Here is an 18,072-nt window from a genome sequence, read left to right as displayed (position 1 = left end):
CAAAAATGTTTTCAAATATAAATAAAGCATTTATTAAAATGAGTATCCAAGTGTTAACAGCCAGTTGGAAGGAGCACCAGGAAATAAACGAATATAATCGTAACCTCCAACCCAATACGTTTTATTGGTTATGTTGTTAGCATTCAGCTGAATTTTAAATTTATTAATGTTGTAATACAAAGCAGCATTAAATAAAGTATAACCCGGAATGGTCTGTGTTACTGTCTGGCTTAAGTTACGGGTAGTTACAAAATTACTTCCAAAAGCAACGCCAAAATCTTTTAAAGCACCGTCTGTAAAGTTATAACGTGTCCAGACATTTCCCTGCTGTTTTGGTGTATTTGGTTTTTGTCTTCCAATTTCAGAATCTACTGGGCTTTCTGTAATGGCAGCTTCATTGTATGAATACGCCGCCGAAATACTCCAGTTGCGTGTTATGCTTCCGTTTACATCAATTTCAATACCTTTTGATTCTTCCTGACCAATTGATCTCATTAAATCTGGATTTGTTGGATCGTTGGCAGGGTATAAAGTGTTTTTCTGCTGGATTTTAAACAAAGCTACAGTCACAAAAAGTTTTTCTTTAAACCACGAAGATTTTCCTCCAAACTCGACCATATTACTTTCTAACGGATCAAACGGTCCTCCTGCATTTGGGTTTGATAATGAAGAAGCGGTCTGCGGGTTGTATCCTTTTACATAAGTTCCGTACAAGTTTATGTTCGGGTTAAGTGTATAAGTTAATCCAAAACGAGGAAGGAATGAATGCTGTTTTACTTTCTTTTCAGTTGCTTTTTTATAGTTTTCTTTATCGCTGTATTCATCATAACGAACACCAATTAAAGCCTGAAATGCACCAAATTTAATATGATCCTGAAGATAAACTCCATACAACGAATAATAGGTTGGATCAAACGGACGGGCAACATAGAAATATTTACTCATGTCTTTTAACTGCTGTGAAGCCATTGGATTTGTTAAATCGAAATGCGCCACGTTTGGTACAGGATTTCCTTTAGAATCTAACAAATACAGATTCTTTTTTGCCGGATCATACGTTGCAATAGAACCATTGTTTGCTGCATTTCTATATCCGGTTGCCTGTAACTGCGAGCCTCCAGACGGAACTTGTTCCTGAGCATAATCGTAACCTGCAATTAGATTGTGGTCTAAAGCTCCAGTTTTTGCCTGATATTTAAAGAAAGCAGAAAGATTGTCAATATAACGCTTACGTTTACGCTGAAAAACCTGCATTTCGATTGCCGTAGGAATTGTAGATCCGTCTCCGGCAGAAGCATATTTATTAGCACCGCGGTGTTCCAAAAGATCTTCTGTGTAACCTGTACGAATGTACGAAGCCGAAAATGACAAACGATCTGTAAACTGATGATTTAATGACGTTGTAACGATATACGTTTCTTCATTTAAATAATCATTTGTAGAGTTTAAAGAGTTTGAAATTTTAGTCGAATACAAATTATTTTCATAAGTCGACTGTCCGCGGTCTAAGTTACTTTTTGAACCCGTGTAAATTAAGTCAAAGTTAACGCTTGTTTTATCATTTGGAAGGAATGAAAGAGAAGGAGCAATTACAATATTTTTATCGAATTGTAAATCTCTAAAAGAATTGGCATTTTCGTAACCCAGGTTCAAACGGTACAAAAGTGATTTATCTTCGGTTAACGGACCTGTAAAATCGGCTAAAGCTCTTAAAGTATTAAAACTTCCTGTAGAAAAGCTTACGCTGTTTGCAGCCTGATCTAATGGTTTTTTTGTAACACGGTTTAAAACTCCTCCAGGAGAAGCATTTCCAAATAGAGCAGAAGAAGGACCTTTTAAAACCTCTACACGCTCGAGATAGTTGGCAAGAGGCTGTTTCCAGAAACCAGTCGAAGTTCTCATTCCGTTAAGCAATTGCGTGTTGCTTCCTCCGTTAATTCTAAAACCTCTTATCGAAATATCATCATAAAAAGTAAACTGGCTTACACCGCTGAAATTTTTGACAACTTCGCCTACGCGAATGGATCCCTGATCTGCAATTAATTCTTTTGTAGCATACGAAACTGCCTGTGGAAGATCTTTTAAAGCAATTTCGGTTTTAGCTCCAATAAACGATTTTGTGTTTTTATATGATTTTTCTTTTCGTCCTGTAATTTCTACAGTCTGCAGTGTATTAATGTTTTCCTGTAAAGAGATAGAAAGTTCAAGGTTTTCATTTTCATGTAATTCTATGGTTTTTTCCTGAACAGAAAACCCCATTGCCGAAAAGTAAATAGTATAATTTCCCGGTGTTAGATTACTGATTTCAAAATTTCCTTTATCATCAGAGGTTGTGTTCTTTTTTGGACTTTTGATTGAGACAGAAGCATAAGAAACAGCTTCATTGTTTTCGGAAGTTATCCTTCCGGTAATTTTAGCATTTTGAGCCTGGCCTATGGTAAAAAAGGCAAGCATCAAAAATAAATAAGTAAACTTCATGGCGGGCGATTATTTTAATTTTAGACCGCAAATCTATGTTTATTTAGAATAAATACAAATAAATAATTATCACAATTCACATTAATTTTAAGAAATCGATATAGTGAAGTTTGAATTGAAATAAGCCTCTTACAAAAATGCAAGAGGCTTATAGTTTTTTTTATTTTCGAATAGAAATTATCGTTTGTGATATTACCGAAGCGATAACAAAAAGCAGTCCTATGTAAAAGAAGATATTGACTTCTTTACTTTCATTAAAAAACAAAAAAGCCATTACAATAGCATAAACCGGTTCTAGGTTAAAAGTAAGGTTTACAGTAAATGCAGCAATCTTTTTTAATGATTCTGCAAACAAAACATACAAACCAACGGTGCAGAATACTGCCAAAATAATGAGGTAGAAAATATCTTTTACACTTGGCAAAATACTTTCAACAGGAAAAAAATAAAGGTATAAAGGCATAAGCAGACCAAGCCCGATCGTGCCGCCATTCATTTGATAATAGTTGATAAGCCTGCTGTCGTAAATAGTTACCAATCGTTCGTTAAAAATGGTATAAAGCGCCGCAAAAGCAGATGAAATTATACCCAGAATAATGCCTAATTGATAAGAAGAATCAAAGTGGAATATAAGAGCAATTCCGGCCAGAGTCAGCATGCTAAGCAGTAATTCTGTAATATTAAATTTCTTTCTGTTAATCAGCGGAGCGAACAAGGCAGTAAATAAACTCGTTAAACAATAACATACCACCCCCACAGAAATGTTCGAATATTTAATACTGGCATAAAAGAAAATCCAGTGTATCGTGATCAAAAGACCAATTTTGGCAATATTGAATTTTTCTCTTAAAGAAATATCCTTTGAAACCTTAAATAATTTCAGGATAACCAATAAAACCAAGGAAGAAAATAAAACCCGGTACCAGACTAAAAGTCCTTCGTTTAACGAAATAAGTTTACCAAAAACACCAGTAAAACCGGCAAGTATTACAGCGATGTGTAATAAAATATATGATTTTTTCATAAGATTGTCTAAAAGCCTAAAAAAGACTGAATTATAAATTAATTTAAAATTTGACTTGTAAGCATAGCAGAATGTGCCGAAAAAAATATCGGTATGAAACGCTGCATAAAGTCGAACGATTAATTTATAATCAAGGAGGAGGAAGACAACCTTTTTGGCTCATAATTTTTTGGAATTTGACCAAAAATATTTAAAAAGCTTAAACCTCACAAATATGTTAACAGTATTTTGGAAAGATAAATCTGCCGGATGAACTCTACATCAATTTCCTGCATCAATTGTTTTACTTTATAATCTTCATTTTCCTAAAAACCGATAATTTTTTTAAGTGTATTTTGTAGGTTTTATAAGGGTTAAAGTGTATTTCGTCGATTAAATTTGCTTTTTGTCGATATTTTTAAGCTTGTTTATTAAAATTAATACATATATTCGCAAAAAAAATAAAGTTCATATTGTTTTTAAAATACGGTGAGAAGGGTTTCAGTTTTAAATGAAATTCTTTAATGAAGAGGTTTGTTAAAATTTAGGCAAGAATTAGGTTTAAGAATAAAATAAGATCAAATCCCAAATCACTTATACATGAAAACACTTTTACTACAAGCCGTCCTTTTTCTTTGCAGTTGTTTTGCAATGGGGCAGAAAACACTTTTTATACCTACAGAATGGAGCAATCCAAACAATGAATTTTACAATAAAATATCGGATTCAAGAAAGTATGAATCAACAAACTTCGTTCTTTATTGGGGCGATAAAGTAGGAACTAATCCTGCAGCTTACTCTGATGCCACATTGCGATTTACACCAAAATCTGTTGCTGATACATTAGAACACAGTTTTAAACGTTTTGTAACCGATTTAAAATTTGTGAGCAATGCGCCTACTACAAACGTGGGGAAATACAAAATCATCATTATGGTGATGAATACCTGGAACTCAACCGACACGAGATTAGAAGCTTTTGCACACGCAAGTTCTTTTAGTAACGTTATTGGGGCTATGTTTGTGCATCCTCAGGCAACACGAGATGGCGGAGCTTTATCGCACGAATTCGCTCATACGCTTCAAATGATGATGCGTATTCAGGAAAATCCCGGAAATGGGACTGCATTTGCGGGTTACGATTGGGCTGGTCCGTTTTTTGAAGGCCACGCTAATTTTATGCGGGCACAAGCTTATCCGCAATGGGCAGAAATTGACGGTACTTTAACAAGATGGATACAAACAAGACATTTTATGTGGTCATCAAACCGTCATCATTACACCAATTTTCATTTGATGTATTACGTTCAGGAAAAAGATGGTTTTGATTTTACCCGACGAATGTGGGCTGAATCTAAAAATCAGGAACATCCGCTTGAAACAATCAAAAGATTAAAAGGTTTTACACAGGAACAGCTTAACGATTATTTATGGGGATATGCCCAGAGACAGCCTGCATTTGATTATCCTATTCAATGGACTTCTCAGATTAACAACACCAGCAATTTTGGAAAAAAAATCCGCGAAGTATACAAACTTATCGAAACCAGAATGCCGCGTTATACAAGCAGACAATACACGCTTTTAACAAAAGTAAATGGTACAACAGATCAATATTATACGAATAATGACTGGGCGCCTCAGGATTACGGAATGAATATTATTCCTTTATATCCAACTTGTTCTGAAACGCAAAAAAAAGTTACTATTAAATTTAAAGGACATTCTGAAGTTAATCCGGCTCAGGCAGGATGGCGATACGGATTTGTAACGACAAAAACCGACGGATCAATTTCACGTTACAGCCCTATGTACAATTCAGATGGAGAAGCTTCTTTTACACTAGATTCTTCAACAGAAGCGAATATGTTTCTGGTGGTATTTGCCGCTCCAAAAAGCCATGTTAATTACAATATGGATGTAGGTTATCCTAAACAAAGAAGATATCCGTATGAATTAAAAATCGCCAATGCAAATCCTGAAGGATTTCAGCCGGCGGCTAATTTTAGAAAATTTCTTAAAACTAACGGACGCATTCATGCCAACGGAGGCGGATGGGTTTCAAACAGTGCTAATGTTGCTTCAACGGTATATGTTGGACCTTATGCTATTGTTAGAAGCGGTACAATTTCCGGTAATGCCAGAATTGATGGATATGCAATGGTCGAAGGTGGTAATATAAGCGGTAATGCAATAGTAAGAGACAATGCATGTGTGTATAATGCGACTTTATCAGGAAATGCAATTGTTGAAGGAAACGGATGGATGGAAGGCGGTTCTGTTACCAATTCTGCCAATATAAAAGGAAATGCCATGCTGTTTGCAGGCAATTTTGGAAATTCAGTTGTAGTAGGAGGAGATGCCGAAATAGGAAGCTGTTCGACAAACGGAGTATATCTGCAGTTTCCATATTGGAGAAATGGAAGAACAGAATGTGACGGAAAAGGAGAAAGCGATGCTTCGAATATTGATATAAATACTGCCTTTACCAATTTTTCTGCAGCATCTATGGCTTTTAGTGTAACGCCAGTTTGTGCAAATCCAACTCTTGGAATCAGTAATCCAATTTTGGATACTGCAAATTATGGTTTGAGTATTTTCCCAAATCCAACGGCAGGAAATCTTACGATTTCATTTAACCAAAAAGAACAGGAAAAAGTTACGATTTCTGTATTTGATGCAAACGGAAGAAAATTAGATGTTGTAACCAGTCAAAACTATGAAGCAGGACAATATGAAATACAATACAACTGCAGTAAATTGAATCAGGGAGTTTATATACTTCGCATTCAAACAGGAAAAAACATTGTAAACAAATCGTTTATCAAACAATAAATTAGTTTTTTAGTTCCATTTTTTTTTGCCCTGTCGATTGGTTAGGTTCGGCAGGGTTTTTTGTTTCAGGTTTAAAAAGAAAGCACCATATCATGCCAGACTTCTCCGCCATGAACAGAAGCTGAAATGCCCAAATTTTCAAATCCAAATTTTTGATAAAATGAAATGAGATAATCTTTGCACGTAAGCGTGATTCCGGCTCGGTTTTGTTCTTTAGATTTTGAAATTAAATGATGAATTAATTTTCCCGCACAGCCATTTTTTTGATATTCAGGCGAAACAGCTAAACCAAATACAGCCTGCCATTTTTCATTTTCATCGTGCAGTCCTGCATTGTTAAACATTTCATCAATCAGCCTTTTATTAGGAGTAATCATTCCATTTATAAAGCCAAGGATTTTTCCGTTCTCTTCCAAAAGCCAAAAATGCTGTGGAAAAACCTCCAGTCTATTTGATATACGTTCTAAGCCTGCTGCTTCGTTTGGCGGAAAACAAGCATTTTCTATTTCGTTTATTACTGCTAAGTCAGCAATAACGGCGTTTCTAAAATTCATATACTATATTTTAAATTTTTTCCTGCTGTTTTTTAATATGATTTCGATGTGAAATTCCCCATTTGATCATTTCAGAAATGATAGGCCCAAAAGATTGACAATAAGACGTTGACTCATAAAGAATGGGCACTTTGGCATCGCGGTCTTCTGTTCTTTTTACCAGATTATTGAGCTCCATATCTTTTAATTCCTTCGATAACATCCGCGCAGTAATACCCGGAATACTGTCTTTTATTTCCTTAAAACGACTATTTCCGTTACAAATAGAATTAATGATAGGCAGTTTCCATTTACCGCCCAAAACATATAAAGTATCCTGAAGCGCCTGAAATTCTTCTTTTTGATTTCGTTCCATATTTTCTAAACCCTAAAAGTTATATAAGAAATTTTAATTTTTTTGACTGCCCATAAATCTTGTAAAATCATTTAAAATGCAGTATTAAAAAACTTCGCTTTTCATGATTATCGATATACGCTTTAATAGCACAATCCAAACAAAAGTATTAAAAGAAATCATAAAATTAAATAAATGTTTTTATTTATGTATTTAACTACGTAGTTTTGTAAAGTAAATTTTTTTAATATTATGAAACTTATAATTAAACCTGTCGATAACCAGTATTCAAATGCAATTGTTGATCTTGTATTAACTATTCAACAAAAAGAATTTAATGTACCTATTACTATTGAAGACCAGCCGGATTTGTTTAACATTCCCAACTTTTATTATGCAGACGGAGGCGGATTTTGGGGAGCTTTTATTGATGACCAATTAGTGGGAACAATTGCACTGGTAAAATTTGCAGACAATGCGGCAGCAATTAGAAAAATGTTTGTAAAAAAAGAATTTCGAGGAAAAGAATATGCAATTGCTCAAAAATTATTAGAGACTTTAATTGCTTACAGCAAAAAAAACGGAATTGATGATTTATATTTGGGAACCATTACCATACTCGAAGCAGCATTGCGTTTTTATGAAAAGAATAATTTTGTGCGAATCCAGAAAGAAAAACTTCCAGAAGGATTTCCTTTAATGGCGCCAGACAATGTGTTCTGCCATTTAAATTTAAAAAAATAAAGATGAATATAATAGACGAATCAGGAATATTAGCCATCTCAACACGATTGCAGCGCTTAAGCGAACAATTGAGAAAAGACGGTGCTTTGTTTTATAAATCATACGGAATTGATTTTGAGCCTAAATGGTTTCCGGTTATTTATACTTTATATCATAAAGAAACTTTGAGTGTTGTTGAAATTGCTAACGAAATTGGCTATACACATCCATCGACCATAAGTCTGCTCAAAGAACTCGAAAAACAAAAACTGATTCGTTCTAAAAAAGATAAAATCGACGAACGCAAAAGACTCATTCAGCTTACAGCAAAAGGACAAGAACTAATCGAACAAATGAAACCCGTTTGGGATGTTATGAAACAAGCCTTAAGTGATATAGCCGATAATCAAAACAATCTGCTTCAGGCAATTAATGAAGCCGAAAATAAAATTGTACACCAAAGTTTTTTACAGCGTGCTTTACAGTTGAAAAGCGAAGAGGAGAAGCAATATTTAAAATGTAAAAATATTACTACTTTTTAATTGCTGTTTTACTTTAGCTTTAGTAATATTGCAGCAAAAAAATTGATCAATATTGATATTTATTATACTGCATTTTCAATAGAAAATTCAATCATCCAATATTTTTTTGAAACAAGAGGTAAAAGAAAAATTCTCAAAGCTGTGCAGTATTCAAAAATGAAAACCAAAAACAATGAAACGTTTTACAATTTAGGTTTTGGAGATTGCAATTTAGAAAATAAAAGTATTTCTGATGAAGAGAATAGTAATAATGGAGATGTAAGAATAGTATTTAATACGGTATTAAGTACAATACCAAAATTTTTTCAAGATAATCCAGATTTTCCCATCTATTTTCAAGGAAGCGATAGCAAAGCTTCATTTGAAAAAGAGTGTAGAAATACATGTTCTAAAAATTGTAATCAAATCTGTAAGAATAAAAATAGACGTATTAGAATTTATACTTATTTTTTAGACAAGAACTTCAAACACTTTTTAAAAGATTATGTGTTTTATGGATTTGATGATGAATTGAAAATATTTGTTGAGTATGTGCCTAAAAATAACTACACTGCAATACTAATTTATAAGAAAAAATAGATAATTTTGTATGAAGCAAGATTGATTATCATGAAAAAAGAAGCGAAAAAAATAAATGTGATTCCTATATCTAAAGAATCAAAAAATAGGCTTATTCAAATTTTGGATCAAGTGAAAGGAAAAGATTTATTTCCTGAGAAAACGGCACTTGCACAGAAGACTTTGGAAAATGTTAAATTACCAATTTTATTTTAATTAAAAAAAAATATAAAAGCGATCTCAAAAGGATCGCTTTTTTGTTGAAATTTGAATATTATAAAAACACCACAACCATTGAAAAAAATACCAATATATAATCAAAGTCCGGATGCAGTAGGCGGTATTTTTATTGCCTATCATTCTCCCGATGATCTGGCTGATTTTGAAATCAGATTAGAGGCGCATCGTGATGATTTCTTTATATTTTTTGTACTTACAAACGGTCATGCCGTGCTTAAATGTGATATGATCGATATCGAAATAAATGCTGACAATATATTGATGATTAAACCGCTTCAAATTCATCACGGGCAGGATGGAACACCAGATGCGGCAGGATATTATATTGGCGTTGCACCTTTTCTTATTCCCAATAATTGTCTGGAAGTTTTTCAAAGTCTGACAGTTTCAGAACAGCTCAATGTAATTGATCCGGTAAAACAAGAAGAACTGTTAGATATCATTCAACTGCTGCACCGCTCTTTTACAAGCAGTAATTCAAATAAAACACAAATTATTAACGGACTTTTTAATGCCCTGATTTATCATTTTGCCAATTTATATGCAGAATCAAAAAGCCCTGTAAAAGAATTTAAAAACCAGTCGGCTGTTATTTATGCTAATTTTAAAAAGCTTATTACAGATCGTACTTTTCTCGAAAGTCCGTCTTATTTTGCAAAGAAATTAAATATTACTACCTCACATTTAAATGATTGTGTCAATGCTTCTTCTGGTAAATCTGTTACCTATTGGCTTCAAAATGCGATGATTATCGAAGCACAAAGATTATTGTATTATACAGAAAGTGAAGTAAAAGAAATTGCCTTTGCACTCGGTTTTCAGGATCATACCTATTTTTCGCGTCTATTCAAAAAAATTACAAAAGAAACCCCGCTTGCTTTTCGCAAAAAATTCCGCGAATAGTCCAATCATTGCCTTTTATTATTCAATGTCTTTTCAGGCTTTTATCTTCAATTTTGAATTGAATTTTAAAACCTGAAAATTATGAGTTCAATGCCCAAAATTATTGGTGATTTTATAGAAATGACTTTTACGAACAAAATTTCTAAAGTAAATGTTACGACAATAGAAACACCAAGTCCAAATATCAAAATAATCAATTTTAAAGGAAATTTTCCGCATATTAAATTTAAACTCGGACAAGCAGTTGTTATACGAATTGACGACACTAATTACCGAAATTACACTCCCAGTAAATGGGACAGCGAAAACGGAACATTTGAAATCATTTTTCATATTCACCATAACGGACCAGGAAGTGCCTTTATCAATAATCTAAAGCCCAGCGACCAGATTACCGTTGGGATGCCAAGAGGATTTAAGATTTTTAATAATGAAGCCCAATACCATTTCTTTTTTGGAGATGAAACCTGCATCAGCGTTTTTAAGAGCATGAAAGACGAAATTAACCGAACCGAAAATAACTATTTAGGGATTCTGGAATTAGACGAACTTTCGGCAGATATTCCTAAAAAGCTTGGACTCATTGTAGACATTGTTCCAAAATCTGTCAATAAAGCAGAATGGGCAATAAAATCACTTCATAATCTGGATACCGAAATTTGGGAATTGTGGAAAAAAGGCTATTTCTATTTAATGGGAAATGCAAAATCAATTCAGGCCTTTCGAAAAGCACTGCGGGAAAAAGGTGTTTCTAATAAAAATATTCACACCCAGCCTTATTGGGCAGAAGGCAAAGTCGGACTTTGATTTATAAAAAATAAAAAGCGATCTATTAGGATCGCTTTTTTGTTGAAGTTATTTGATTTGATAATGATAATTCAGGAATGATAAACCCAACATGCTCCAAAAACTACTCCATTTGAATTTACCCCATTCCCAAACCTCATTTTATATATGTACGATAAAAGCTATAATACGGATTTGAGAATAATGTTAAAGTTTTACAAATTTTCCTAAAGAGATAAAAATGATTTGTACCCCAAAAAAGAAAACCGCCGGTAAAAAGAAAAAAATCTTAGTACCTTAGCATCTCAGCATCTTAGAAACTTAGAAACAATGACCATTCAACAGTTAAAATATATTGTAGCTTTAGATGAAGAGCGCCATTTTGCAAGAGCAGCCGAAGTCTGTATGGTTACACAGCCAGGATTAACAATTCAGTTAAAAAATCTTGAAGAAGAAATAGGAATCAAGATTTTCGACCGAAACAAAGTGCCTTTAACGCCTACAATTCTCGGTACAGAAATTATCAATAAAGCCCGAAAAATTCTTCGTGAAGCTGATGAAATCAGGGATTTTGTGGTAAACGAAAAAAATCTTCTCGAAGGAGAATTAAAACTGGGTATTATTTCGACTTTATCTCCGTACCTGATTCCGTTGTTTATTAAGGCAATGAAAGAAGCTGCGCCAAAAGTACATTTCATCATTAAGGAAGGATATACGGGACATTTAATGAGAGATTTAGAAATAGGTGCGATTGATGCTGCTATTATGGCGACACCAACAGGAAATCCCAATTTGATTGAACATGTTATTTTTAAAGAGCCTTTTGTAGCTTATTTGAATGAATCGCACCCAATGGCAAAAGAAGATTTTTATGAACTTCAGCCGGGAGACAAAACCGAACTGCTGCTGCTGCATCATGAATATTGTTACAATGCACAGCTTCTGGATATCTGCGGATTAAAATCATCAGATAAAATCAAAGAACAGTTTACGTATGATATCAATTCAATAGAAACCCTAAAAAATCTTGTTCGCGCACATTTAGGATTTGCGATTATACCGCAGCTTTCTATTTTAAACGAAGCAAAATCGGAGCTTTTTAAACCTTTTAAAGAACCTATTCCGGTAAGAGAAATAAGTTTAGTAGTTTCAGATTCTTTTTCGAAGAAACTCTTACTCGAAAAAATGAACGAAGCCATCTGGAACTGTCTTCCCGAATCACTCAAAAAAGACTTTGCCTACAGAAAAATCCGCTGGAACGATTCGCCGTATTTTGTAAAAGCGATTAGTAAAGTTTCTTAAATATCTATTACAATTATCAAGTTTTTTAAACACATAGGAACATAGCTTTTCTTTGTATGTAAAGGCGTTTCACTTGTTTTAGCACACATAGCTATGTGCATTTATACAAGTGAAACGCCTTTTTTTAAGTATAAAAAGCTATGTTTCTATGTGTTTAAATATCAACTCAAAGTAAATCAATTATTACTTTTTCGAAGCCGCAATAATTACATCAGCAACTTTAGCCGGCTGAGAAATAAAAACCACGTGGCTTCCTTTTATTTCAGTGATTTTGGTATTAGAACGTTTGTACATTGCATGTTGAATACTGGGAACGATACTTTTATCTTCAGTTGCTACAATTCCGTAAGAAGGTTTAGTTCTCCATGCTGCTTTAGTAATTGGTGTTCCAAAACCGTTTGCATGAAAAGCACCCTGCGAAGCAAACATAAAATCAGCATCTTCTTTGCTTAAATCACCTGCAAAACCAGCGTGAAATTTAGCTTTGTCATAATAAGCAATTCCTTTATCATCTGGAGGCAGTACACCATTTTCAGGAGCTGGAGGCGCTGTTTGTAACCATTGAATTGAGTTTTCGCCATTATCAGGCTGTAAAGCCGCCACATAAACCAAAGCCGCCACTTTTGGGTGATTTCCTGCTTCAGTAATTACAGTACCGCCCCATGAATGCCCAACTAAAATTGTTGGTCCGTCTTGTTTGTCAAGAGCTAAATTTGTTGCTTTAACATCATCTTCTAAAGAACTTAACGGATTTTGAACGATCGTTACATTATATCCTTTTTTAGTTAAAATCTGGTACAAACCTTTCCATCCTGAACCGTCTGCGAAAGCACCGTGTACCAATACTACGTTTTTAATTTGTGGAGCAGTCTGCGCGTTTACATTTGCTGTTGTAAATACCAGACTAAAAATTATTGCTGCGAATGCTAAATAGCTTTTAATTGTTTTCATTTTTAAAATTTTAGATTGTTGATTTTAGATTTTAGATTGTTGTGTTGTTTTATTTTAAATTAGTTCAACGTTACCGCCAAAGTAATTTCAGTGTTCAATAATTTCGAAATTGGACAAATTTCTTTTGCTTTTTGAGCTGTTTTTTGAAAATCTTCTTCAGAGATTCCGGGAACTTTTCCAGTTAATTCTAATTGAATTAAAGTAATGGTTCCATCTTCAAAAGTTACTTTAGCCGTTGTGTCTAAATCTTTGGGTACAAATCCGGCTTCAGATAATAAAAAGCTTAACTGCATTGTAAAACATCCAGAATGGGCCGCTGCGATTAATTCTTCAGGATTTGTTCCAACACCTTGTTCGAAACGGGTTTTAAAAGATAATTGTGCATTATCTAAAGTTGTACTTTGAGTGCTAATGGTTCCTTTTCCTTCCATTCCAGTACCTTTCCAGTTTGCGTTTGCTCTTCTTGTAAATTTCATGATTTCTATTTTTAAAGTTATTTTTTAAGATGATCAAATCATTTCTTTGATTTTGATGAGACAAAGGTATAGTGAAGGTTGTTATTAATCAAATTAATAATTTTTAGTATTTATAAAAATAAATTATAATGTTAGGTTTTAAAGGACATAACAAAATTTTTACTGATAAAATTTTTGTTATGGTAAATTGTAAATATTTAGAAAAAGAAGGATCATTTATATAATATTTGGTTTCAAGTTAGAATTTGAAACCAACTAAACGATTGATTTTTAGTTTTATATCTACTGTAAATTTAATTTTATTCAAAACAATTTTGAAGGAATACCCCTTGAGAATAAATTTTTAATGAATAATCTAACTTTTAAATTTATGAAAAAAGCTTTTCTAATACTTGTAGTTTGTTTGAGTTCAGTTTTGTTTTCCTGCAAAAAAGATAAAACTACTGATCAGCCCAATACAGACAATGGAAAGTCAGATACCGCTGATACTACATTAATTGCAGATAACGGCTGGCCTCGTGAAGCCGAAAATAACGGTACAAAACTCGTTTATTATCAGCCTCAGGTCGATGACTGGAAAGATTATAAAGAAATTACAGCCCGTGTTGCTTTTTCTTTAACCCCAAAAGACGGCAAACAGGTTTTGGGTGTAGCTTCTTTACAAGCCGAAACACTGGTAGATAAAGACAACCGAAGTGCTTTTATTAAAAACCTTCAGGTAACCGATGTCCGATTTCCCGCTCTGGATAAAAAGAAAGTTCCCGAAATGGAAAAACTCTTTAAAGAAACACTGCCCGTAAGCGGTGATCCTATTTCGGTAGATCGTATTCTGGCAGATTTAAGCGCAACCAAAAGTCCGGCGAAAGGAATTACAGCTAAAAATGATCCTCCGGCAATTTTTTACAGCACAAATCCGGCAGTTTTGTTGATCGTGCAGGGAGAACCCGTTTTAGTGCCTGTAGAAAAAACAGATATACAATATGTAGTAAATACAAACTGGGATTTGTTTTTTGATAAGACTTCTAAAGATTATTATCTGTTAGCAGAAAATGTCTGGCTGACTTCAAAAAAGTTAGAAGGTAAATGGGTTAAAACCGCCAAACTGCCTGCAGGACTCATAAATCTGCCAGCCGGACAAAATTTTGATGATGTAAAAAAAATGATTCCGCCTCCGTCGACCGGAACAGCACCAGAAGTTTTCTACAGCAATAAACCTGCTGAATTAATTGCCGTAAACGGAAATCCAAAATTCATTAAAATCGATGGAACGAAATTGATGTACATAGACAATACCGAAAATGATGTTTTTGCCGACGAAGCCAATGGACAGTATTATGTATTATTATCCGGAAGGTGGTTTAGTTCTAAAGAATTAACAGGACCGTGGAAGTATGCCGGAAACAGCCTTCCTGCTGATTTTGCCAAAATTCCTAAAAATTCACCGCGTGCTAATGTATTGTCGTCTGTTCCCGGAACACAGGAAGCCAAAGATGCCGTAATGTTATCGCAGGTTCCTACAACGGCCATTTTAAAAAAATCTGATGCCGAAGCCAAAGTAAAAGTAAACTACGACGGAGCGCCTCAGTTTAAACCAATTGAAGGAACAAAAATGCAGTATGCAAGCAATACCCAGGAGAAAATTATAAAAGTAGGCGATTTGTATTATTTATGTTTCCAGGCCGTTTGGTTTATGTCGACAAGTCCTAACGGACCTTGGAAAACCTGCGATTCTGTTCCGAAAGAAATTTATACCATTCCGCCGAGTTCACCTGTGTATAATGTGACATACGTTACACAAACTACAACCGATACCACTGTAGAAAGCAGTACAACAGCCGGTTATTTTGGAGCTTTTATTATTGGTGCAGCGGTAGGCGCAATATTAACGTATGGTACAGGATGGTATTATCCTCCTTATGTGTATTATGGCGGCATGTATCCAATTTATCGTCCGTGGCCGTATGCGTATGGAGGAGGAGCAGTTTACAATCCGTGGACGGGTGGTTATGCTGTTGGAAGACGTGTTTACGGACCTTATGGCGCAGCAGGAACTTCGGCTTGGTACAATCCCGCAACAGGAAGATACGGACGCTCTGCAAGTGTTCAGGGATGGTATGGCGGTAGAACTGCTGCAAGTACCTACAATCCGTGGACGGGAAATTATGCCAGAACCAATCAGGGACATAATGCGTATGCACAATGGGGACATTCAGCCGCCACAAATGGCAATCAATGGGCGCAGACAGGACATATTACAACCAGACGCGGTACAGCAATTGGCTATGAAACTTCTGGCGGAAATAAAGGCGTAATTACAAATCGTAGAGGCGGAGGAACGACAATTCATACCAACAATAATGTATATGCAGGTCACGACGGACATGTGTATAAAAGAGATGCGAACGGAAACTGGAGTCATTATAACAATGGAAACGGCGGCTGGACTCAAGCAGGAACTTTAGGGTCGTCGAAAAAATCAGGTGAAGCCATTCAGCGTAATAAACCGAATCAGGGATTGGGTGCGAATGGAGCAGGAGAGAGGATTCAGCGTGATAACTTACCGAAACCGGAACAAAACCTGGGAGGCGAAACCCGATTAGCAGACAGAACCCAGCGCGATAATTTCCCTAAAGTTAATCAAACCCTCGGACAACCGAATAAACCTCTTGGCGAAGCCGGACGTCCAGACATTACAAAAGATCTTGACCGCTCAGCTTTTTCAAGAGACCGCGGAGAATCGCAAACCCGAAATTTCCAAAACTTCCAGCATCAAGGTGGTTTTGGCGGAGGAGGTTTTAGAGGCGGCGGCGGTTTTAGAGGCAGAAGATAAATAAAAGTAAAAGGTTAATTACAATAGGAAAATCAGGAATGGTTGTTAATGCCAGACCTGATTTTTTTGTTTTGATTGTTTCAAGTTTGAAGTTTCAGGTTTCGCCAAAGTTTGTCATTTCGACGGAGGAGAAATCGCACTAGAAATTCCGCAAAGTATGTCGCCAATCTTTGTCAATATGCGCGTGCGATTTCTCCTCCGTCGAAATGACAGATTATGAAAATTTGAAACTTAAAACATGAAACAAAACAAATTCCCTATATTTAACATTCAAAAAATCAGACAAATGAACTATAACAAACTTTTACTTTGTCTTTTATTTACAATGCAGACAGCATTAGGACAAACCAGCCCCGACATTAGTTTAAAAGAATTAAGCAAACAGCATCAGTATGCTAAAATGGATAGTTTGAACAATAAGGAAAAAGGCAAAGATTATTATTTCTATAAAGGATTATATGCCAATGTCTGTAATAAACCCAAGTTGTCAAACCAGTATTTAGACAGTTTGAAAAACAACGAACTTACCAATAGTTATGAATTTGCGAAACTGAAAAATGATAACTATATCAAACTCTTTAATTACAATTTAGCATATACGGCTTCTAAAGTTTTAACTCTTAAATTTCAAAAACAGTATACCGAAAATGAACTTCAGGACGAATTAAACACACAGCGAATCTGGCAGACTTTACGCAATACGCGCTCGCAGACAATCGATAAATTTTCTACAATTTCAATTGCTGCGGTAAAAGACAAAGCAGGTTTAATTACAACCGAAGTTAAAGCAAACGATACGCTGTCCAGTTTTGTTTTTGATACCGGAGCAGGAATCAGCTGTATTACCGAAAGTGTGGCGAAGAAAATGGGAGTTAAAATTCTGCCCGATAATAACATTTCAGTGGCGAGTTTTACGGGACAAAAAAACAAAGTTCGAATAGGCGTTGCACCCGAAATTAATCTAGGAGAATTGAAAATTCATAATGCCGTGTTTTTAGTATATCCAGATAAGGCTTTTACATTTGCAGATGGCGCTTATATCATTAACGGAATTATTGGTTTTCCTATAGTAAAAGAGTTAGGAACGATTACAATTGAAAAAGATAAACTTACCTTTTCTAAAGAATTAGAGGCCAATACAACCGAAAAAAACTTATTTGTAGACGAACTCAGAGCGATTGTAATGCTTACGTATAAAAGCAAAACCCTGCCGTTTAATTTTGACAGCGGAGCAAAAGAAAGTCTTTTCAACAAGGCATTTTATGAAACCTTTAAAACCGATCTTGACCGCATGGGTATTGTAGAAACGTCTAAATCCTCCAGCGCTGGCGCAGAAGTAGTTTCTACAGAAGTTTTGGTTTTAAAAGACCAGCAACTCTATCTTGGAAAAAAACTAATTCAACTCCCAAAAATAGAAATTGACCAAAAGAATTATGGCGTTTATGGCGAAGTTAATTTTGGAAATATTGGGCAGGATGTATTGGGACAGTTTGAAAAGGTGGTGATTAGTTTTGATGGTAGTTATTTGAGGTTGGAGGATTGAGTAAACAATAGATT

General features: G+C 34.8%; 16 protein-coding genes. 10 read left to right on the top strand and 6 right to left on the bottom strand.

What is annotated here, in order from left to right:
- Nucleotides 1-33 precede the first annotated feature (33 nt).
- Both ACTJIW_RS03110 and ACTJIW_RS03105 read right to left on the bottom strand, forming a co-directional pair.
- Nucleotides 34-2,478, bottom strand: a complete 2,445-nt coding sequence (locus ACTJIW_RS03110; protein WP_440715559.1) for a TonB-dependent siderophore receptor — start codon at nucleotides 2,476-2,478, stop codon at nucleotides 34-36.
- A gap of 160 nt (nucleotides 2,479-2,638) precedes the next feature.
- Entirely contained in the window at nucleotides 2,639-3,502 is an 864-nt protein-coding gene (locus tag ACTJIW_RS03105) for a DMT family transporter (RefSeq protein WP_440715560.1), read from the bottom strand.
- Between the two features lie 579 nt (nucleotides 3,503-4,081).
- Here ACTJIW_RS03105 and ACTJIW_RS03100 point away from each other — a divergent pair.
- A complete protein-coding gene (locus ACTJIW_RS03100) occupies nucleotides 4,082-6,316 on the top strand; it encodes a DUF6055 domain-containing protein (protein ID WP_440715561.1) in 2,235 nt (744 codons plus the stop codon).
- 71 nt (nucleotides 6,317-6,387) lie between these two features.
- On the opposite strand, the gene ACTJIW_RS03095 is transcribed toward ACTJIW_RS03100, so the two are convergent.
- Nucleotides 6,388-6,870 (bottom strand): GNAT family N-acetyltransferase, encoded by a 483-nt coding sequence (locus ACTJIW_RS03095; RefSeq protein ID WP_440715562.1) that lies wholly within the window; start codon nucleotides 6,868-6,870, stop codon nucleotides 6,388-6,390.
- A gap of 10 nt (nucleotides 6,871-6,880) precedes the next feature.
- Nucleotides 6,881-7,225 carry a winged helix-turn-helix transcriptional regulator gene (locus ACTJIW_RS03090; RefSeq protein WP_012026010.1) on the bottom strand — a complete coding sequence of 115 codons (345 nt, stop codon included), beginning with the start codon at nucleotides 7,223-7,225 and terminating at the stop codon, nucleotides 6,881-6,883.
- A 231-nt stretch (nucleotides 7,226-7,456) separates the two neighbouring features.
- Here ACTJIW_RS03090 and ACTJIW_RS03085 point away from each other — a divergent pair, with 231 nt between their 5' ends.
- The 7 genes from ACTJIW_RS03085 to ACTJIW_RS03055 all read left to right on the top strand — a co-directional run bounded on the left by ACTJIW_RS03085 (nucleotide 7,457) and on the right by ACTJIW_RS03055 (nucleotide 12,258).
- Nucleotides 7,457-7,948 carry a GNAT family N-acetyltransferase gene (locus tag ACTJIW_RS03085; protein WP_440715563.1) on the top strand — a complete coding sequence of 164 codons (492 nt, stop codon included), beginning with the start codon at nucleotides 7,457-7,459 and terminating at the stop codon, nucleotides 7,946-7,948.
- 2 nt (nucleotides 7,949-7,950) lie between these two features.
- On the top strand, nucleotides 7,951-8,469 hold the full coding sequence (locus ACTJIW_RS03080; RefSeq protein ID WP_440715564.1) for a MarR family winged helix-turn-helix transcriptional regulator: 519 nt from the start codon (nucleotides 7,951-7,953) through the stop codon (nucleotides 8,467-8,469).
- Nucleotides 8,470-8,511: 42 nt separating this feature from the next.
- Nucleotides 8,512-9,048 (top strand): DUF6934 family protein, encoded by a 537-nt coding sequence (locus ACTJIW_RS03075; protein ID WP_440715565.1) that lies wholly within the window; start codon nucleotides 8,512-8,514, stop codon nucleotides 9,046-9,048.
- A gap of 30 nt (nucleotides 9,049-9,078) precedes the next feature.
- Nucleotides 9,079-9,243 (top strand): hypothetical protein, encoded by a 165-nt coding sequence (locus ACTJIW_RS03070; RefSeq protein ID WP_440715566.1) that lies wholly within the window; start codon nucleotides 9,079-9,081, stop codon nucleotides 9,241-9,243.
- Nucleotides 9,244-9,321: 78 nt separating this feature from the next.
- A complete protein-coding gene (locus ACTJIW_RS03065; protein ID WP_440715567.1) occupies nucleotides 9,322-10,170 on the top strand; it encodes a helix-turn-helix domain-containing protein in 849 nt (282 codons plus the stop codon).
- An 81-nt stretch (nucleotides 10,171-10,251) separates the two neighbouring features.
- Entirely contained in the window at nucleotides 10,252-10,977 is a 726-nt protein-coding gene (locus ACTJIW_RS03060; protein WP_274250367.1) for a siderophore-interacting protein, read from the top strand.
- Between the two features lie 309 nt (nucleotides 10,978-11,286).
- Nucleotides 11,287-12,258 (top strand): hydrogen peroxide-inducible genes activator, encoded by a 972-nt coding sequence (locus ACTJIW_RS03055; protein ID WP_012026004.1) that lies wholly within the window; start codon nucleotides 11,287-11,289, stop codon nucleotides 12,256-12,258.
- Nucleotides 12,259-12,441: 183 nt separating this feature from the next.
- On the opposite strand, the gene ACTJIW_RS03050 is transcribed toward ACTJIW_RS03055, so the two are convergent.
- Together ACTJIW_RS03050 and ACTJIW_RS03045 are read right to left on the bottom strand one after the other, a co-directional pair.
- On the bottom strand, nucleotides 12,442-13,209 hold the full coding sequence (locus ACTJIW_RS03050) for an alpha/beta hydrolase (RefSeq protein ID WP_433812103.1): 768 nt from the start codon (nucleotides 13,207-13,209) through the stop codon (nucleotides 12,442-12,444).
- A gap of 59 nt (nucleotides 13,210-13,268) precedes the next feature.
- Nucleotides 13,269-13,685, bottom strand: coding sequence for an OsmC family protein (locus ACTJIW_RS03045; RefSeq protein WP_440715568.1), 417 nt, complete (start codon nucleotides 13,683-13,685; stop codon nucleotides 13,269-13,271).
- A 370-nt stretch (nucleotides 13,686-14,055) separates the two neighbouring features.
- Here ACTJIW_RS03045 and ACTJIW_RS03040 point away from each other — a divergent pair, with 370 nt between their 5' ends.
- On the top strand, nucleotides 14,056-16,515 hold the full coding sequence (locus ACTJIW_RS03040; RefSeq protein ID WP_440715569.1) for a hypothetical protein: 2,460 nt from the start codon (nucleotides 14,056-14,058) through the stop codon (nucleotides 16,513-16,515).
- Nucleotides 16,516-16,801: 286 nt separating this feature from the next.
- Nucleotides 16,802-18,058: a retropepsin-like aspartic protease family protein gene (locus ACTJIW_RS03035; RefSeq protein ID WP_440715570.1), complete on the top strand. Its 1,257-nt coding sequence runs from the start codon at nucleotides 16,802-16,804 to the stop codon at nucleotides 18,056-18,058.
- Nucleotides 18,059-18,072: the final 14 nt, after the last annotated feature.

Source organism: Flavobacterium sp. 22659 (assembly GCF_052044235.1).
Taxonomy (GTDB): Bacteria; Bacteroidota; Bacteroidia; order Flavobacteriales; family Flavobacteriaceae; genus Flavobacterium; species Flavobacterium johnsoniae.
This window is presented reverse-complemented; position numbering and strand designations above follow the sequence as displayed.